The sequence below is a fragment of the Kitasatospora sp. NPDC093550 genome (genome assembly GCF_044764985.1).
Classification (GTDB): Bacteria; Actinomycetota; Actinomycetes; order Streptomycetales; family Streptomycetaceae; genus Kitasatospora.
Genome location: NZ_JBIWJF010000009.1, coordinates 301631 through 318480, shown reverse-complemented (window position 1 = coordinate 318480; position 16850 = coordinate 301631). Strand labels below are relative to the sequence as shown.

The following is a 16850-nucleotide window of genomic DNA, read 5'->3' as shown; positions in this document are numbered from 1 at the left end:
GACAGCACAGCCCACTCGGCATCCGAAAGCTCATGACGACGCACCATGCCCGACATGATCTCTCATCACTTGATCAGCTTTGAAGACGGGCCCTAGGCGGGCGCGATGGCGAAGCCCAGCATGACGGCGGCCGAGACCACGACGGAGCCGGGGGCGAGGTCGGCCTCGGACGCGCTGCCCGAGTCGCCGTGTCCCCGGTAGCGGCCTCCGCCGATGCTCTCCGGATCGACGTCCTCGATGTGGAGGACCGGGCCCAGTCGGACGCCCGCGGCCGTGGCGTACAGCTCGGCCTTGGCCCTGGCGGCGTGGACGGCCTTCTCCCGTGCCTCGGCCCGCAGTTCCGGCTTGTTGCGCACGTCGAAGTCCACGCCGTCGAGTTCGTTCGCGCCGGCGTCGACCGCCGCGATCAGGAACGGTTCGAGCGAGTCGAGGTCCTGGTACTCGATGGCGAACCCGGCGTGGCAGCGGTAGCCGAGGAACTTCCGGTCCGAGCCGTAGCCGCTCCAGGCCGTTTCGAGGTCGAGTCGGGACGCCGAGACCTGCGCGTCCTGCACACCGTGGCGCCGGACCGCTTCGCGCAGGTTCGCTATCGCGGTGCGCGCGGCGGCGAAGGCCTCCTGGGGGGTCGCTTCGACCCGTTCGACACCGAGCCGGATCCTGGCGAGGTCCGGTGCGGCCTGGACGCTCGCGGCGCCGTAGCCGGTGATTCCCCACGGCGACTTGATCGTTGTCTGCATGAGCGGGAGTCAACCACGAAGCCACCGGGGAAGCAGCGGAGTTTCCCGGGTCCGGAGACCCCGGGGGCGAAGGGGGTGGCGCCGGCCTCCTCGGTCGAGGAGGCCGGCGACCGGGGGCGGTGCGTGGTCGGGCTGGCGGTGCGGTCGGTGGTGCCGTCAGGCGGGGCTGCCGATCAGGGGTCGGGCCGCCGGCACCCGGTCGAGACCGAGGCCGAGGTTGCGGTGGATCTCCAGCGCGGCGGTGGAGCGGTTCAGCGTGATGTAGTGCAGGCCGGGCGCGCCCTCGCGGAGCAGGCGCTCGGCCATCCGGGTGGCGTGCTCGACGCCGATCCGGTGCGCGGCCGCCCGGTCGTCGCGGGCCGCCTCCAGGAGCCGTGCCAGGCCGACCGGGAAGGACGCCCCGCTGAGCTCGGCGAAGCGGCCGATCTGCCGGACGTCGGTGGCGGGCATGATCTCCGGGATGACCGGGGTCTCGCACCCCGCCGCGGCCAGCCGGTCCCGCAGCCGCAGGTAGTGCTCGACCTCGAAGAACATCTGGGTGACGGCGTAGTCGGCGCCGGCCCGGCACTTGGCGACGAAGTGCCGGATGTCGCTGCCCCAGTCCGCGGAGCGCGGGTGCCGCTCGGGGAAGGCCGCCACGCCGACGGTGAACGCGCCGCACTCCCTGACCAGCCGCACCAGCTCGATGGCGTGCCGCAGGCCCTGCGGGTGCCGCTCCCAGACACCGTTGGGGTTGCCGGGCGGATCGCCGCGCAGGGCGAGGACGTCGCGGATCCCGACGTCGGCGTAGCGCCGCAGGACGGCCTGGAGCTCGGCGGTGGAGTGGCCGACGGCCGTCAGGTGGGCGACCGGGCGCAGCGTGGTCTGCGCGGCGATCCGCTCGGTGGTCTCGATGGTGCGGTCGCGTGAGGAGCCGCCGGCGCCGTAGGTGACCGAGACGAAGGTCGGTGCGGCCGCCTCCACCCGCCGGATGGCCGCCCACAGGGCGCGTTCGCCGGACTCGTCCTTGGCGGGGAAGAACTCGAAGGAGTAGGTCCGTTCGCCGGCGGCGAGGAGTTCGCGCAGGCCGCGTGGGCCGCGCGGGGTCGTCTGGTCCATGGGGTTCACCTCGTGTGGTGGGGTTCGGTCGTCCGGGGGCATGAGGGAGCGCCTCCACCCTGCTCGGTCACCCGCAACAGGGGTGTCACAGCGGCGCGTTGGCGGACCCGTGGCGCCCACCGGGGGGCGGCCGCGTCCTGCGCCGGACCCGTCCGGGATCTCTTCAATACCCTGGGGGGGTATGGTATGTTCGAAGAGAAGCAGCCGCCGGACCACTCCGGCCGGCGCCGGGCCATGACGACAGGAGCACACCCATGAGCGAGACCACCGTCACCGTCGAGTCGGCCAGCATCGAGGCCTCCTCCTGCTGCGGCTCGTGCGGCACCGGCGCCACCGCCGCCCCCGCCACCGGTTCCGCCCCGACCTCGGTCTTCCAGGTCTCGGGCATGACCTGCGGCCACTGCGTCACCTCGGTCACCGCCGAGCTGAAGAAGCTCGACGGCGTGACCGACGTCGCCGTGGACCTCGCCTCGGGCAGGGTCACCGTCGGCAGCACCCGGCCGCTCACCGACGCCGACGTGGCCGCCGCCGTCGACGAGGCCGGCTACGACCTGGTCGGCCGCCTCGACGGCTGAGGCCTCGACGACGATCCCCGACCCCTTGACGCCGGCCCGGTGCGGCACCCCCACCCGCCCGGGCCGGCCCTCCCCCTACCGCGCGCCGGTAGAGTGAGCACCCTCCTCGCCGCACAGGAACCGGAGACGGCCGTGGCCGGCTACAGCTCCCACAAGGACGACTTCCACAAGCGGCTCCGCCGCATCGAGGGCCAGATCCGCGGCCTGCAGCGCATGGTCGAGCAGGACACCTACTGCATCGACGTCCTCACCCAGGTCTCCGCCGCCAGCCGCGCCCTCCAGGCCTTCGCCCTCCAACTCCTGGACGAGCACGTCGAATGCTGCGTCCGCGATGCCATCGCCGAGGGCGGCCAGGAGGCGAGCACCAAGATCCGCGAGGCCAACCAGGCGATCGCCCGCCTCGTACGGTCCTGACCCGCTTCCCCGTCAAACCGCGGGGGCCCGGCGGTGAAGTCCGCCGGGCCCCGGCCCCATTCCCGCGCCGACCGGTACGGGGTGGGGGTACCCTCGAAGCCCGCCGGACGACGGGCGGGGCCGCCAACCGGGACGAGGGGGAGCCGCCATGCCATCGATCGAATTCGTCCGCCGCCTGGACGGTCTGGTCTACCGCTTCCGGCCCGACGGCACCTTCAACGGCCGGCCGTCGTTCAAGCGGACCGACCTGGACATCTGGTGCCGCTGGCTGCCCGACCGCGGCTGGTGCACCGTCGACGCCGCAGGCGTCCCCAACTCCGCGCCCCTGCCCGGCGGTACGGCCGACCAGCCGCTCCCGCCGCGCTGCCCCTGGCGCAGCTGGAAGGCCGGCAAGTCCTACCTCTACGACCTGCGCCTCAGCGACCCCGACGAGCTCGACGGCCTCAGCGACCCCGACGACCTCGACGACCTCGGCGAGCCGGAACTCCCGGGCGGCTGAGCCCCCTCCGCCTGGCCGGCGATCCGTCAGACCCGCTCGAGCGCCCGGTGCGGGCCCTCCGGCAGCTCGACCGCGATCCGGTCCCCGGGCCGGACCGGACCGCCCGCGCGGACGACGCCCATGATGCCGGCGCGGCGGACGATCGTACCGTCCTCGGCGCGGCCGACGACCTGCTTGAGCAGGCCGGCCCGGTAGTCGTCGATCTGCGCGCACGGGTTGCGCAGGCCGGTGACCTCCACCTCCGCCTCCGCGCCGATCCTCAGCACCGCGCCGACCGGCAGGCCGAGCAGGTCCACGCCCTCGGTGGTGATGTTCTCGCCGAGCCCGCCCGGCGCCACGTCGAAGCCGGAGGCGGCGAGTTCGGCGAGGAGTTCGCGGTGGATCAGGTGGACCTGCCGCAGGTTGGGCTGGGTCGGGTCCTGGGCGACGCGCGAACGGTGCTTGACCGTCACTCCGGCGTGCACGTCGCCCTCCACGCCGAGCCCGGCGAGCAGCATGATGCCGTCCCGGTTCGGCTTGGTGAACGCGTACTCGGCGTTGCTGCTGACTGCCACCACGGTGCCGCTCATGCCTCGGACCTTCCTCGCGCCCCGACGTTCGACCGGCCCGAAGCCTAGTCCGTGCCGGTCGGTCCGTGCCGGTCAGTCCGCGACCGGCGCCTTGAGGAGTGGAAGCACGATCTCGTCGAGGACCTCCGCCACGACCCGGTCGGACGGGACCGCCGCGCCGACCAGGAACGCGTCCCGCAGCAGGTCGAGCGGGAGCGAGACGACGCGCGGGGTGATCCGGCCGGGGTGGATCTCGCCCCGTGCGGCTGCCCGGCGCATCATCAACCCCAGGCTGTCGACCGGGCCTTCGGTGTTCACCAGGCCCGAGAAACCGGCCCGGAGCTCGGGGTGGCGCAGCAGGTCCACCAGGACACTGTGGACGGCGTCGGTCGGCAGGTCGTCGAAGCGGTGCAGCACGCTGCCCAGGAACTGCGCCAGGTCGGTGCGCAGGTCGCCGGTGTCCGGCGGCTCCTGGTAGTCGGGGGCGTTGCGGCCGAGGGCCGCGATGACGAGGGCGGCCCGGTTGGGCCAACGGCGGTAGAGGACCGGCTTGCTGGTCCGGGCGCGGGCCGCGACGCCCTCCATGGTGAGGCGGTCGTAGCCGTGGTCGGCGAGTTCGGCCCAGACGGCGTCCAGGATCGCCCGCTCCAGCTCGTCACCGCGCCGCCGCACCGGCTTGTCGCCACCGGTGGAGTCCACCCCGCCCTGCCCGTCCCGCACGTCCCGCACCCGGCCCTCATAGATACGTTGCGTTTCTTATCGGGGCCAGTCTACAGTCGAACACAAGAAACGTGCCGTATCTTATGGCCGCAACGGCCAGGGGGAGATCCGTCATGCGCACTGCCCGCGCCACTGCTGACACCACCGCTGACGCCACGACTCACCACCACCGGACCGACGTCCTGGTCGTCGGTGCCGGACCGGTGGGTCTCGCGCTCGCCCTCGGGCTGGCCCGCGCCGGGGTGGACTGCCGCGTCATCGAGCGGGAGCCGGAGTTCCGCGACCGCGGCGTCCGCGGCAAGGGCGTCAACCCGCGCACCCTGGAGGTGTTCGACGACCTCGGCGTCGTGGACGCGATCCTCGACCGCGGCACCCTCGACCTCAAAGTCCGCACGTACGAGGGGAGCCGCCTCCTCCGTGAAGTCGATCCGACCCCCGGGCTCCGCCCGACGCCGGACCGCCCGTACGCCGGGATGGTGCTGCTCGCCCAGCACCACACCGAGGCCGTGCTGCGCGAACGGCTCGCCGCGTACGGCGTCACCGTCGAGGCCGGCACCGAGCTGCTCGACCACGTCCAGGACGCGCACGGCGTGCTCGCCACCGTCCGGCGCGGCGACCGCACCGAACGGCTGGGCGCCCGCTACCTGGTCGGCTGCGACGGCGGTCGCAGCACCGTCCGCAAGCTGGCCGGCATCCCCTTCCTCGGCGAGACCTGGGAGGAGGAACGGTTCCTGATGGCCTCGATCGAGGTCGACGGCCTGGACGCCGACGCCATGCACATCTGGAACGACCCCCGGCTCGGCGTCGGCGCGCTGGTCATGGTCCCGATGCGGGCGGACGGCAACTGGGCCGTGCACGCCTGCGTCGACCCGGACGCGCGGGGCCGGATCCCGGCCCCCACCGGGGACACCTTCCGCGCGCTGTTCGCCGAACGGGCCGGCCTGCCCGGCGTCACCCTGCGCGAACCGGTCTGGTCCACGGTCTGGCGGCCCACCGTCCGCATGGTCGAGCGCTACCGCGACGGCCGGGTGCTGCTCGCCGGGGACGCCGCGCACTGCCACTCCGCGGCCGGCGGCCAGGGCATGAACACCGGCATCCAGGACGCCCACAACCTGAGCTGGAAACTGGCCGCCGTCCTGCGCGGCGCGCCCGACGCCCTGCTCGACAGTTACCAGGCCGAGCGGCTGCCGGTCGCCCGCGCCGTCCTCGCCGCCACCTCGGCCCAGCACAGGGCGTTGTTCGGCGCCGACGGCGCCCGGGTGCTCACCGACCAGTTCGTCAATCCGGCCGCCGCGGGCTCCGACTTCACCGGGCTCTCCGTCGGCTACCGCGGCGGCCCGCTCAGCCGTGACCTCGACGACAGCACCGGCATCCGGGCCGGCGACCGGGCCCCCGACGCCCCCTGCACCGCCGCCGACGGCACGCCGACCCGACTGTTCGACCTCTTCCGCGGCCCGCACTCCACCCTGCTCACCATCGGCGACCACCCGGCGCTTCCGGCCGAACTACCTTTCTCGAACGGGCACTTCACCGAAATCCGCCGGGCCGCCGTGCTCGACCCCGACGGTCACGTCGCCCGCGCGTACGGGCTGCGCGGCGACGCCGTCGTCCTGGTCCGGCCGGACGGCTACGTCGCGCTGACCGGGGCCACCGCCGATCCGGGCACCCTCGCCGAGCAGCTGGGGGGCTACGCCCCGGTGGCCTGAGCCCCGCCCGACTCCGGCAGGCACGACCGCGCCCACTCCCGCCCCCGCTCCCGCCCCCGCCCCCGCTCCCGCTCGTCAGCGTCGGCGAGCCGGAAGTAGACCGGCGGGAGGGCGAGTTCGATCCCCATCAGCACCACCTGGAAGCCGTGCGGCCACCCGTCCACCGCGATGGACAGCACCCGGGCGAGGCCGCCCAGCAGGAGCACCGCCGCCAGCCACCGCACCACCCGGGCGGGCACCGGCTCCTGCCGGGCGGCCCACACCCAGGCCGCGCCGTACCCGGCGAAGACCGCGCCCATGAAGCGGCCGAAGCCGCCGACCGTCGGCCCCGCGCCCGCGGTCCCGGGCATCGCGGCGTTCCCCAGCAGGATGTGGAGGGACCCGATCGCCACGCAGGCGATCCCCATCGTCCACACGAGCACCCGCAGCGTCCTGGCCATGCCCCCGACTGGGGGCGGTAGCCCCCGCCGGGCACCCGCCGGCACCTCCGGACGCATACCATCGATCCGCAACGGGAAAATCCGCACGAAGCATCCAACTCTCGCTGAAAATATGACAGTTGGATGTGAAGTCCGCATCCACCCCGAAGGGACCCATGGACTCCGCCGCCGACACCCGGACCGCCCTCCCCCCGCTCCACCGGCTCCCCCTCTCCCCCGCCCTGCCGCCCCACCCGACCACCCTCCCCGACGGCACCCCCGCCTGGCTGGTCACCCGCTACCACGACGTCCGGCAGGTCCTCGGCGATCCCCGGCTCACCCGGGCCGACCTGCACGAGGTCGGCACCGCGGGCGCCACCGCCGACGTGGCCGCCAACCCCGCGTCCCTGTTCAACCAGGACGGCCCCGCCCACCGACGCCTGCGCGGCACCGTGCAGCGCGCCTTCACCCCGCGCGCCATCGCCGGCTGGCAGCCCTGGGTCGCGGCCGCCGTCCAGCAGTCCGTGGACGCGCTGGTCGCCGCCGGGCCGCCCGCCGACCTGGTCACCGCCTTCGCCCGGCCGGTGCCCTTCGCCGTCACCACCCGGCTGATGGGACTCGACGGCGACGGACCGGACAGTCTCGACGAGGAGCGGCTGCGCCGCTGGACGCTCGCCCTGCTCGCCCAGGGCGAGGGGCCGACCGCCGAGGAGGACGGCGGCGCAGGCCCCGACCACGCCGACGTCCTCGCCGAATTCGGCTCCTTCACCCGGGAGTTGATCGATCGCCGGCGCCGCGAACCCGGCGACGACCTGGTCAGCCGACTCGTCCGAGCCGCCGACCAGGACGGCGGCATCCCCGAGGAACCGCTGGTCTACCTCGTCGCCGGCCTCACCGCCAGCGGCAACGAGAGCGTCGCCGGGGCCCTCGGCAACGCCCTCCTCTACCTCCTCGGCGAACGCGCCGACCACTGGCGCCGCCTCGCCGACCCCGGCACCGCCGAACGCACCGCCGAACGCCTGCTCCACTTCATCCCGCTCGGCGACGACGAGGCCACCATCCGCCGCACCACCGCGCCGGTCGAGCTCGGCGGCGCCACCATCCCGGCCGACGCCGTCGTGGCCATCAGCCTCGGCAGCGCCAACCGCGACCCGGCCGTCTACCCCGAGGGCATCGACGCCGACCTCGACCTCCCGCTCGCCTCCCCCACCCTCGCCTTCAGCGCCGGCCCGCACTACTGCATCGGCGCCTGGCGGGTCCGCCTCGAAATGCGCGAGTCCCTGCACCGCCTCGCCGCCGCCCTCCCCGGCCTCCGCCTCACCACCCCGGTCGAGGAGATCGCCTGGCAACTCGGCGGCACCACCCGGAGCCCGGCCCGGATCCCCGTCACCTGGTGAGCCCCGGGGCCGGGCCGCCGCCACCCGCACGGGCCTCGGACGGCGGCAGCTCGGCCCGCCCGGCGCGCCCGGCACGGAACGGCACGGAACGGCACGGCACGGCCCCGCCCCGGGCGGCGCGACTCGGCTCGGCTCAGCTCGGCGCGCCGTCAGGCGTCAGGCGTCAGGCGTCAGCCGAACAGCCCCTCCCCCAGCACCCCGCCCTCCGGCGCCCCCGGCAGCACGTACGCCACCGCCGAGGCCGTGTGCTCCAGGAAGGCGTTCAACGCGTCCCGCGCCGCCAACCGGTTCTGCACCCGGGTGAACTGGGCCGGGTCCCGCATGAAGGCGCAGAACAGCAGCCCCCGGTCCGCCGGCCCGTCGTCGTAGCTGTAACCCCGCCGCAGCATCCGGGCGCCGCCGTCCAGACGGGGGCTGGAGAGCCGCACGTGGGCGGTGGCCGGGATGACGTACGAGCCGTCGTGGTTCTTCGCGTAGACGTCCGGCTCGTCGTGCTCCGCCGTGCCGGTGAGCGGGGCGCCGTCGCCCTCCCGGCGTCCCATCGCCTGCTCCCGGCGGTCCGCGGGCAGGGCGGCGAAGGCGGCGGTGTCCATCCGGATCCGCCGGTAGACCAGCGCCGTGCCGTGCTCGTGCGGCCCCGGCGGACCCCAGACCCACTGCCGGGCGGCCTCCTCGTCCGGGTTGGCCGTGCCGTCCTTGAAGCCGAACAGGTTCCGCGGCGTGGTGCCCGCGGGCGTCCGGGGCAGGAAGCCGGACTGCGTCCACCGCGCGGACGCCCCGGCCGCCGCAGCGGCCGCACCCAGCTGCTCGGCGACCACCGAGAGCGGCCACCGGTCGGCCGCGCACAGCTGGACCAGCAGGTCACCGCCGCCCCGCGCGGGATCGAGCCGGTCCCCCGGGAAGGCGGGCAGCTCGGCCAGGACGGGCGCCGGAACGCTCAGCCCCAGCCGGGACGCGAGGCCCGGCCCGACCCCCACCAGGCTGCTCAGCCGGGCCGGCTCCCCGCCCCGCAGCCGCGGATCCGCCGAGCCGCCACCGGCCGCCTCGGCGAGCACCCGGGTCACCTCCCCGAGCAGGCCCCGCAGGGCCGCCCGGCCGTCCGAGGTCGCGGCGGGCGCGAGGTCGAAGGCCAGCAACTGGGTGGCCGGCTGCTGCGGGGCCGTCACCCCGGCCTGCCGCGGGCCGTGGAAGGGCACATCCGGCTCGGGCGGCACCGCAGCGGCGGCCCGTCCGCCGCCACCTCCGCCGTCCCCGCCACCTCCGCCGTCCCCGCCGCGGACCAGAGCCGTGACACCCGCGCCGACCCCGGCGGCCAGCACCGCCCCGCCCGCCAGCAGGGCCCTGCGGCCGACACCGGCACCGACAGTTCGTGGCCGGTCCTGCTCCTTTTCGGCTTCGGCATGCATGGCCGACATTGGAGACGATAGAACACGGATCATGCAACTTTTGACCACACGTCAATTCCCTTCCAGGGCAGCGCGGCCCGGCGCGCCGACGACCCGCGGGCTGCTCCCCGCCCTGCTCACCGCCGCCGCCCTCACCCTCGCCCCCGCCCTCTCCGGCTGCTCGTCGAGCGGTTCGACCTCGACCGACGCGAAACACCCGGACGGCACGGTGGTTCGGGTCCCGCAGAACTTCCCGACCGTCCAACAGGCCGTCGACGTGGCCCGCGAGGGCGACACCGTCCTGGTCGACCCGGGCACCTACCGGGAGAGCGTCCGGATCACCAAGCCCCGGATCGTGCTGCGCGGCACCGACCGCAACACCGTCGTCCTGGACGGCGGCGTGCGGCTCGTCAACGGCATCACCGTGACCGGCGCGGGCTCGGTCGTCGAGAACCTCACCGTCCACGGCTACCTCGCCAACGGCGTGCTGTTCACCGGCGTCACCGACGAGAAGCTGCAGCAGCGCGGCGCCGGCGGCTCCGCCTACGACCCGCTGGACACCGCCCGCTTCCCCGTCGTCCAGGGCTTCCGCGCGACCAGGGTCACCGCCTACAACAACGGCCTGTACGGCATCTACGCCTTCGACGCGCGCGGCGGCGTCATCGAGGACTCGTACGCCTCCGGGCAGGCCGACTCCGGCATCTACGTCGGCCAGTGCAAGCCCTGCGACACCCTGGTGCGCGGCAACACCACCGAGCGCAACGCCGTGGGCATCGAACTCACCAACGCCTCGGACGGATTGACGGTCGTCGGCAACCGCGTCAGCGGGAACCGGGTCGGCGTCACGGTCAACTCCAACGACCTGGAGGCCCTCGCCCCGCAGCACGGCGCCGTCATCGCGGGCAACGTCGTCACCGACAACAACGCCGCCGCCACCCCCGAACAGGCCGACGGCGGCTTCGGCATCGGCATCGGGATCGGCGGCGGTACGGCGAACCTGGTGCAGCGCAACCTCGTTCAGGGCAACCGCGCCGTCGGCATCGTGATCACCGACCCGCCCGGCCACCCGGCGAGCGGGAACCGGGTCGAAGGCAACCGGGCCACCGGCAACGGCACCGACCTCGCCCTCGCCTCCGTCGACCCGGCCAACTGCTTCACCGGCAACCGGCCCACCGTGCAGAGCCCGGAGGACCTGGAGACCGCGGCCGCCTGCCCGGCCGCCCAGGGCCGGGGCCCCCTGCCCGCGGGCCGCACCACCCCGGTCCAGGCCCCGCCCGGCATCCCCTTCAGCCAGGTCCAGGCCCCACCCGCGCAGCCCTCGCTCCCCGACCCCACCGCCCCTGCCCACCCTGCCACCGACCTCCCCGGCCCCGTCGACCCCGGCGCCTACCCGCTCCCGGAAACCCCCGACGCCCTCCCCCGGCACTGACCACTCCCGCACACGCCCCGCACACCGGAGGCACGGCGGCCGCCGGCCGACCGGGTGCGGGCGGACGGTGCCCGGCCGTCAGGGCCGGGCCCGGCCCTGACGGCCGGTCCGACCCCTCTCGGCACAGGCGCCCCGGGGGCCCCTCGGCCGGCGGATCCCCCGTCAAGAGTTCGCAAACCCGCAGGACAGGACGGACAGCAGCGGACGACCCCGACTTCCCTGCCGACACGGTCAGTTCAGGACACCCCGGGCAGTTCGGAATCCGCCCGAACAGTCCTCCGCGGACATGACATACTGCGTCGGTGACCGCAGCAGACCTGGCCGAGAAGCCCCCAAAATGCCGCCCGCACCTGGGGCGGAAGTTCACCATGCTGTGGTCGGCCTCGGCGATCTCCTCGGTCGGCGACGGCATGCGGGACTCGGCCCTCCCCCTGCTCGCGGTCGCCGTCTCGGACTCCCCCAGCGCGGTCTCGGTGGTCTCCGTCGCCGGATCGCTGCCCTTCCTGGTGATGTCGCTGTACGGCGGTGTGCTGGCCGACCGCTCCGACCGCCGACGGCTGATGTGGACCATCGACGCCCTGCGCGCCGTCCTCGTCCTCGGCTTCGCCTGCTGGGTCTTCCTCGCCCACCCGCCGCTGGCCGCGCTCGCCGCGCTCGCCTTCCTGCTCGGCTGCGGCGAGACGGTCTTCTCCAACGCCGCCACCTCCGCCGTCCCGGAACTCGTCCGCCCCGACCAACTCGACGCCGCCAACGGCCGGATGCAGGCCAACATGCTCGTCGGCGGCAACCTGATCGGCCCCCTGCTCGGCTCCGCGCTGTTCGCCGTGGCCGCCGGCTTCCCGTTCACCGTCGACGGCGTCTCCTTCGCCCTCGCCGCCGCCCTGGTCGCCGCGACCGGCCGCTCCACCGCCGCCCGCGCCACGGCCGGACGGCCCGTGCTCACCGAGATCCGCGAAGGCGTCAACTGGCTGCTCCGCCACCGCGAAGTGCGGATGCTCGCCGTGCTCTCCACCCTCGGCGCCCTGACCTGCTTCATGGGCACCACCATGATGGTCCTGATGGTCACCAAGGTCGTGCACGCCCCCGCCGCCTCCTACGGCATCGTCCTCGCGGCGGGCGCGATCGGCGGCACCGCCGCCAGCACCCTGGCCGGCCGGCTCAGCCGCCTGCTCAGCCGCGGCACCCGGATCGCCGCCGCCTTCCTGCTGATGGGCGTCTCGCTGATCCTGATGGGACTGAGCACCTCCGTCCTGGAGATCGCCGCGCTGTACGGCGTGATCGGCTTCGGCATCGTCACCTGGAACATCCAGGCCATCTCGCTGCGCCAGCAGGCCGTGCCCAAGGAACTGCTCGGCCGGGTCAACAGCTGTTACATGCTGCTCAGCCGCCTCGGCATCATGGCCGGCGCCGCCCTCAGCGGCTGGATCGCCTCCGTCACCAGCATCCGCACCCCGCTCCTCCTCGGCGGCGGCCTGATGCTCGTCCTCCTGGTCGCCGTCCTGCTGTTGCTGCCCCGGATGACGGCCATGGAGTCCACGCCGAGCCAGACCCCCGCCCCGGAGGCCGCCCCCGCCCCCGCCCCGGAGAAGGGCGAGTAGTCCCCCGTCCGGCGGCGGTCGGCACACTCGCCACCGATCAGCCGGACGTCGAACGGGATCGCGTTCGCGCACGGATCAACGGGCGTGCGCCCCAGGACAAACGCGGCAGCCGGAACACGCGGATGCTGGATCGGTACACCGGGACCGCGCCCGTCGCGGTGTCAGGTCCCCTCCCCGCCACCGATCTCCGAGAAGGCACCGTGCTCAAGAAGACCTCCTCCGTGCTGCTGTCGATCTCCGCGGCCACCGCACTCCTCCTCCCCCTGGCGGGCACGGCGTCCGCCGCGGCCGGCCCCACCGCGAACCCGGCCGCGGTGAGCCAGGCCGCGCCCGCCGCGGCCAACCGCGCGGCGGCGACCTGGCCCGTCATCGAATGGGACATCACCAACATCACCGCCGGCGGCGGCGAGCACGCGCGCCGCTACTGGGACATGGTCGACTCGATCCACCGCTCCAGCTACGGCGAGCCGCCCCACGTCGACAGCGGGGTCGTCCGGCAGACGACCCGGAACACCAACCAGCTGATCCAGGTGCGGGTGAGGAACCAGGGGTCGGACCTCGTCTCCGTCTACCTGTGGGCCGACAACCTCTACGTCGCGGGCTTCTACTCTCCCGCGGCCAACCAGCACTGGGCCTTCCAGGACGGCCGCCAGCAGCAGTTCCAGAACGACCTGGGCGCCGTGCCGGTGCGCCTCATGCCGCGCAACGGAAGCTACCTCAGCCTCAACGGCGGAACCACGCGCGAGAACCTGACCCTCGGCACCGAGAACATCTTCAACGCCCTTCGCGACCTGTACAACGTCCGGGACTGGGACCAGACGCGCGTCGACCGGGGCATGCTGATGGCCATCACCATCTTCTCGGAAGCCGCCCGGTTCGGACCGATCTTCAACCGGGTCCACGGGAACATCAACACGGGGAGCAGCAACCAGCTGAGCGTGGACTACCGCGACATGGAGAACCAGTGGGGCGCGCTCTCCCGCGCCGCCCACAGCTGGCACCAGGGCCAGCCGGCCTCGGTGCGGCTGATCGGCACCAACGTCACGAACTTCGACCAGCTGCGGCGCGTGGTCGGCTTCGTGGAGCTGCACGGCTCGGAAGCGCTGCTGTAGCGCGGCGGCGGGATCGGACGCCGGACCGCGCTGCGGTGCCCCGCCCATCGCCCGGGCGGGGCACCGCAGCGCGGTCCACGCGGCCGCCGCCGTGCGGCCTACCGCCCGCCCGGGCCCCCGCCCGTCGCCGCCCCGCGCAGGGACACCCCGAAGTGCGAACGGAGCCGGTGCACCTCCCACCACGCCACCGCGGTGACCGTCGCCGGCCCGCCGACGACCGAGCACAGCTGCACCACCGGCGGACCGGGCGGCAACCCGCCGATCGCCAGCCCGATCGCGGCCAGCTCCCACACCAGCACCACGGTCAGCACGGGCGGGAACACCGCGTGCACCCGGTCCATCGTGAAGGCCGTACGGACCACCGTCGGCGAGGCGAACGCCACGAACATCAGCGCCCAGACCGGCACCGCCAGCACCAGCATGTCGAAGACCTGGCCGAGGAGCAGCACCTGGACCGACCCCCGCAGCCGTGCCGCCAGCCAGAGCAGCGCCGGCACCGCCGTCCACGCGCCCACGTACTGCAGCGCCATCAGCGCCGCCGGCCGCACCTGCGCCCGCATCGCGGGCCGCGCGGCCGGCCCGGCCAGCCGGAACAGCACCCCGACCACCACCGGCGCCGTCACCAGCACCAGCCACGGCGTGATCACCAGCCGCGTCTCCAGCTGGTCGTTGGCCTGGCTCCAGTCGTCCGGCGTCCCGTAGACCGCCAGCAGCGTGAACCCCGCCGCGAGCGCCAGCCACCCCCGGATCCGCTGCACCCGCAGCACCACCCGATCGGTGATCCCCCGCGGCCCGGGCGCCACGAACACCCGCCGCGCCAGGCGCCGCGCCGACCGCGCCATCGGGTAGAGCCCCAGGAACAGCAGGAACGGGCACAGGCAGAACAGCAGCGGCACCCACACCCAGCAGCCGACCGCCCGCCGCGCGGGCGCCAGCACCTCCCGCAGGGTGGGCCACTCCCCGTCACCCCGGAACCGCTGCCACAGCGGAGCCCCGCGCTGCGGCTGCTGCCACTGCGGGTGTCCCTGCTGATATCCCGACCACGAGAAGTCCTGATCCCCGTACGTCACGCCCTACCCCTCACGCGGCCACTTCCCCCAGCGGGCACTTCGTCAACTCCGCAGCTCCGCAGAGTACTGCCGCGTGCCCACACTCCGCCCGCCCGTTTTCCCGCCCGGCAGGACGACGAAGGCCGTCGACCTCCCCCCGGTGGGGCGGAGTGGGTCGACGGCATTCAGACTGCACAGGCCGATCAGCTGCCGGACGGAACCTCGGCCCGCTCGGCGTCGCGGAGCAGGGCGAGCAGGTTGAGGACGGTACTCGTCGGAGCGTTGCCGAAGCGGACGAGGACGCGGCCGTCCACCACGCTGTCCGTGGTTGCGGACGGCCAGAGCAGGCCGAACTTCGCACCCAGCTCACGGACTTCGGCCAGCAGGGCGGCGACCTGCGGCTCGGTGAAGGTGCGGATCGACGGGTCGGCCGGGTCCGTCGGACGGCGTTCGGCGCCGGTCACGCGGCGGCGTCCAGCTCGAACCAGACGGACTTTCCGGATCTACGGGGGTCCGAGCCGAAGCGGTGGGTGAGCGACCGCACCAGCCGCAGACCCCGGCCGGACACGGCATGGAGGCCGGAACCCTCCCGCTGGACCGGCAGGACGGGGCTCGGATCACTGACGGAGACCCGCAGCACCCCGTCGATCGCCGTGATCACCACGAGCGGCGCCGGACTGCCCCCGTGACGCCAGGCGTTGACGAACAGTTCGAGCAGCGCGAGCTCGGCGTCGCCCACCAGGCCGGGCTTCCACCCGGCGCGCGTCATGGCCCCGCGCAACTCCTCACGCGCGGCCGACCAGTCAGGGGGGATGTCGAGGGAGAACACGAAGCGACCTCCGTGAGGGGTGTAAGGGGATCATCCATCGCCGCACGCCGAGAGAAGACGGCCCAGAAGACGGCGAGATCACCGATCACTGCCTACTCAGCGCATGCGACCGGCTACGCTCAGCATGACGTGAGGGCATCCTCTTGCGCAAGCAGACTCAACTAATCTGCAAAATCTCATATCGAACCCGAATTCGGTTCCATCGTCTGCCAGTTGTCGGTAGCGCCCGTGCAATAGGCGAGGGCAGACTGGTCCACCGACAGGTCAGGAGGGGCACCGCATGGCGGTATCAACCGTTCGCCGTCGTCGACTGGGCGAGGAGCTGCGAAGGCTGCGTGAGCAAGCGAAGATCGCCGCCGACGTCGCAGCCGAGGCCACCGGCATGAGCCTGGCCAAGCTGAACCGCATCGAGAACGCCCGCACAGCCGCCAAGATCGAGGACGTCAACAAACTCCTCGACCACTACGGCTGCGACGACGAGGAGTTCCGCGCCGGCTTGATCGCCATCACCAAGGACGGCAGCAAGCGAGGCTGGTGGCTGAGCTACCGCGATGTGATCGACGCCTACGCGACCGACCTGATCACGCTCGAGACCGAGGCTTCGACTTTCAAGACGTACGAACCCGCCTTCGTTCCAGGCCTCTTCCAGACTGCCGACTACGCCCGCCTTGTCATCGACCGGCTTCGAACCGTGAAGGGCGGCACGGTTGAAGACCTCGTGCAGGTCCGGATGGCGAGGCAGTCCATCCTCACCCGCCCGAATCCCGTCGAGGTCTGGGCGGTCATCCACGAGGCCGCGCTCCGCGCGATCGAGAACCGTCCCGACATCATGGGTCCGCAACTCGACAAACTGCTCACGCTGGGCCGGCTGACGAACGTCAACATCCAGGTCATGCCCGCCGGTGCGGCCATCCACCCTGGCATGAGCGGCGCGTTCACGCTGCTCGGATTCCCTCAGCGGAAGGATCTCGACGTCGTGTTCATCGAAGGGCTGCTGAACGCGTTCTGGGTCGAGGACCCGGCCGATGTCGAGCTGTACCGGGCGAAGTTCCAGGAAATCACCGCCGAGGCCCTGACGGTCGACTCCTCGCTCGCCTTCATCACCGCACAGAGAGAACAGATCAAGTGACCCAGCTGACCTTCAAGAAATCGAGCTACAGCGGCGGCAATCAGAACTGCGTCGAGGTGGCCCTCCCAGCCGGTCCGGTCTCCCACATCCGCGACTCGAAGGACCCCGACGGCCCGACCCTGACCTTCCCGCGGGAAGCGCACACCGCCTTCATCACCGCGGTCGCCGCCGGCGAATTCGACTTCGACCTCCTCTGAGAAGCCACA

General features: G+C 73.3%; 19 protein-coding genes. 10 read left to right on the top strand and 9 right to left on the bottom strand.

Annotated features, from left to right (window positions below):
- Positions 1-92: 92 nt before the first annotated feature.
- On the bottom strand, positions 93-737 hold the full coding sequence (locus tag ACIRD3_RS17690; RefSeq protein ID WP_402217036.1) for an SIMPL domain-containing protein: 645 nt from the start codon (positions 735-737) through the stop codon (positions 93-95).
- 156 nt (positions 738-893) lie between these two features.
- Positions 894-1835: a methylenetetrahydrofolate reductase [NAD(P)H] gene (metF, locus tag ACIRD3_RS17685; protein WP_402217034.1), complete on the bottom strand. Its 942-nt coding sequence runs from the start codon at positions 1833-1835 to the stop codon at positions 894-896.
- A 254-nt stretch (positions 1836-2089) separates the two neighbouring features.
- Between metF and ACIRD3_RS17680 the strand changes: the two genes are divergently transcribed.
- From ACIRD3_RS17680 to ACIRD3_RS17670, 3 genes are all read left to right on the top strand, one after another.
- A complete protein-coding gene (locus ACIRD3_RS17680) occupies positions 2090-2410 on the top strand; it encodes a heavy-metal-associated domain-containing protein (RefSeq protein ID WP_402217031.1) in 321 nt (106 codons plus the stop codon).
- Between the two features lie 132 nt (positions 2411-2542).
- On the top strand, positions 2543-2824 hold the full coding sequence (locus tag ACIRD3_RS17675) for a metal-sensitive transcriptional regulator (RefSeq protein ID WP_402217074.1): 282 nt from the start codon (positions 2543-2545) through the stop codon (positions 2822-2824).
- A 148-nt stretch (positions 2825-2972) separates the two neighbouring features.
- Complete coding sequence (locus ACIRD3_RS17670) at positions 2973-3323, top strand: hypothetical protein (protein ID WP_402217028.1); 351 nt, start codon at positions 2973-2975, stop codon at positions 3321-3323.
- Positions 3324-3349: 26 nt separating this feature from the next.
- On the opposite strand, the gene ACIRD3_RS17665 is transcribed toward ACIRD3_RS17670, so the two are convergent.
- Positions 3350-3892 carry an MOSC domain-containing protein gene (locus tag ACIRD3_RS17665; RefSeq protein ID WP_402217025.1) on the bottom strand — a complete coding sequence of 181 codons (543 nt, stop codon included), beginning with the start codon at positions 3890-3892 and terminating at the stop codon, positions 3350-3352.
- Between the two features lie 72 nt (positions 3893-3964).
- Positions 3965-4600 (bottom strand): TetR/AcrR family transcriptional regulator, encoded by a 636-nt coding sequence (locus tag ACIRD3_RS17660; RefSeq protein WP_402217023.1) that lies wholly within the window; start codon positions 4598-4600, stop codon positions 3965-3967.
- 104 nt (positions 4601-4704) lie between these two features.
- Here ACIRD3_RS17660 and ACIRD3_RS17655 point away from each other — a divergent pair, with 104 nt between their 5' ends.
- Complete coding sequence (locus ACIRD3_RS17655; RefSeq protein WP_402217020.1) at positions 4705-6297, top strand: FAD-dependent monooxygenase; 1593 nt, start codon at positions 4705-4707, stop codon at positions 6295-6297.
- Here ACIRD3_RS17655 and ACIRD3_RS17650 read toward each other — a convergent pair.
- Positions 6279-6737, bottom strand: coding sequence for a DUF4345 domain-containing protein (locus ACIRD3_RS17650; protein ID WP_402217018.1), 459 nt, complete (start codon positions 6735-6737; stop codon positions 6279-6281). The genes ACIRD3_RS17655 and ACIRD3_RS17650 overlap by 19 nt on opposite strands.
- Positions 6738-6892: 155 nt before the next feature.
- Here ACIRD3_RS17650 and ACIRD3_RS17645 point away from each other — a divergent pair, with 155 nt between their 5' ends.
- Positions 6893-8113, top strand: coding sequence for a cytochrome P450 (locus ACIRD3_RS17645; RefSeq protein ID WP_402217015.1), 1221 nt, complete (start codon positions 6893-6895; stop codon positions 8111-8113).
- 170 nt (positions 8114-8283) lie between these two features.
- Here ACIRD3_RS17645 and ACIRD3_RS17640 read toward each other — a convergent pair whose 3' ends face one another.
- Positions 8284-9519 carry a Dyp-type peroxidase gene (locus ACIRD3_RS17640; RefSeq protein ID WP_402217012.1) on the bottom strand — a complete coding sequence of 412 codons (1236 nt, stop codon included), beginning with the start codon at positions 9517-9519 and terminating at the stop codon, positions 8284-8286.
- A gap of 40 nt (positions 9520-9559) precedes the next feature.
- Between ACIRD3_RS17640 and ACIRD3_RS17635 the strand changes: the two genes are divergently transcribed.
- The 3 genes from ACIRD3_RS17635 (at position 9560) to ACIRD3_RS17625 (ending at position 13637) form a co-directional block, all read left to right on the top strand.
- On the top strand, positions 9560-10927 hold the full coding sequence (locus tag ACIRD3_RS17635) for a right-handed parallel beta-helix repeat-containing protein (protein WP_402217010.1): 1368 nt from the start codon (positions 9560-9562) through the stop codon (positions 10925-10927).
- A gap of 368 nt (positions 10928-11295) precedes the next feature.
- Complete coding sequence (locus tag ACIRD3_RS17630; RefSeq protein ID WP_402217007.1) at positions 11296-12525, top strand: MFS transporter; 1230 nt, start codon at positions 11296-11298, stop codon at positions 12523-12525.
- A 200-nt stretch (positions 12526-12725) separates the two neighbouring features.
- Positions 12726-13637: a ribosome-inactivating family protein gene (locus ACIRD3_RS17625; protein WP_402217004.1), complete on the top strand. Its 912-nt coding sequence runs from the start codon at positions 12726-12728 to the stop codon at positions 13635-13637.
- Between the two features lie 98 nt (positions 13638-13735).
- Here ACIRD3_RS17625 and ACIRD3_RS17620 read toward each other — a convergent pair whose 3' ends face one another.
- The 3 genes from ACIRD3_RS17620 to ACIRD3_RS17610 form a co-directional block, all read right to left on the bottom strand.
- Positions 13736-14707 carry a hypothetical protein gene (locus ACIRD3_RS17620; RefSeq protein ID WP_402217002.1) on the bottom strand — a complete coding sequence of 324 codons (972 nt, stop codon included), beginning with the start codon at positions 14705-14707 and terminating at the stop codon, positions 13736-13738.
- Between the two features lie 182 nt (positions 14708-14889).
- Positions 14890-15150 carry a hypothetical protein gene (locus tag ACIRD3_RS17615; RefSeq protein ID WP_402217001.1) on the bottom strand — a complete coding sequence of 87 codons (261 nt, stop codon included), beginning with the start codon at positions 15148-15150 and terminating at the stop codon, positions 14890-14892.
- Complete coding sequence (locus ACIRD3_RS17610) at positions 15147-15515, bottom strand: ATP-binding protein (RefSeq protein WP_402216998.1); 369 nt, start codon at positions 15513-15515, stop codon at positions 15147-15149. The genes ACIRD3_RS17615 and ACIRD3_RS17610 overlap by 4 nt, the downstream gene beginning before the upstream one ends.
- 280 nt (positions 15516-15795) lie before the next feature.
- On the opposite strand from ACIRD3_RS17610, the gene ACIRD3_RS17605 reads away from it, so the two are divergent.
- Together ACIRD3_RS17605 and ACIRD3_RS17600 are read left to right on the top strand one after the other, a co-directional pair.
- On the top strand, positions 15796-16644 hold the full coding sequence (locus tag ACIRD3_RS17605) for a helix-turn-helix transcriptional regulator (RefSeq protein WP_402216995.1): 849 nt from the start codon (positions 15796-15798) through the stop codon (positions 16642-16644).
- Positions 16641-16841: a DUF397 domain-containing protein gene (locus ACIRD3_RS17600; RefSeq protein ID WP_402216992.1), complete on the top strand. Its 201-nt coding sequence runs from the start codon at positions 16641-16643 to the stop codon at positions 16839-16841. Before ACIRD3_RS17605 ends, ACIRD3_RS17600 begins: the two co-directional genes overlap by 4 nt.
- The last annotated feature ends 9 nt before the right edge of the window (positions 16842-16850 follow it).

Excerpts from the sequence above, each read along its gene's own strand:
- ACIRD3_RS17690 (WP_402217036.1), bottom strand. The coding sequence starts at position 737 with ATGCAGACAACGATCAAGTCGCCGTGGGGAATCACCGGCTACGGCGCC.
- metF (WP_402217034.1), bottom strand. The coding sequence starts at position 1,835 with ATGGACCAGACGACCCCGCGCGGCCCACGCGGCCTGCGCGAACTCCTC.
- ACIRD3_RS17680 (WP_402217031.1), top strand. The coding sequence starts at position 2,090 with ATGAGCGAGACCACCGTCACCGTCGAGTCGGCCAGCATCGAGGCCTCC.
- ACIRD3_RS17670 (WP_402217028.1), top strand. The coding sequence starts at position 2,973 with ATGCCATCGATCGAATTCGTCCGCCGCCTGGACGGTCTGGTCTACCGC.
- ACIRD3_RS17665 (WP_402217025.1), bottom strand. The coding sequence starts at position 3,892 with ATGAGCGGCACCGTGGTGGCAGTCAGCAGCAACGCCGAGTACGCGTTC.
- ACIRD3_RS17655 (WP_402217020.1), top strand. The coding sequence starts at position 4,705 with ATGCGCACTGCCCGCGCCACTGCTGACACCACCGCTGACGCCACGACT.
- ACIRD3_RS17650 (WP_402217018.1), bottom strand. The coding sequence starts at position 6,737 with ATGGCCAGGACGCTGCGGGTGCTCGTGTGGACGATGGGGATCGCCTGC.
- ACIRD3_RS17645 (WP_402217015.1), top strand. The coding sequence starts at position 6,893 with ATGGACTCCGCCGCCGACACCCGGACCGCCCTCCCCCCGCTCCACCGG.
- ACIRD3_RS17640 (WP_402217012.1), bottom strand. The coding sequence starts at position 9,519 with ATGCATGCCGAAGCCGAAAAGGAGCAGGACCGGCCACGAACTGTCGGT.
- ACIRD3_RS17630 (WP_402217007.1), top strand. The coding sequence starts at position 11,296 with ATGCTGTGGTCGGCCTCGGCGATCTCCTCGGTCGGCGACGGCATGCGG.
- ACIRD3_RS17605 (WP_402216995.1), top strand. The coding sequence starts at position 15,796 with ATGGCGGTATCAACCGTTCGCCGTCGTCGACTGGGCGAGGAGCTGCGA.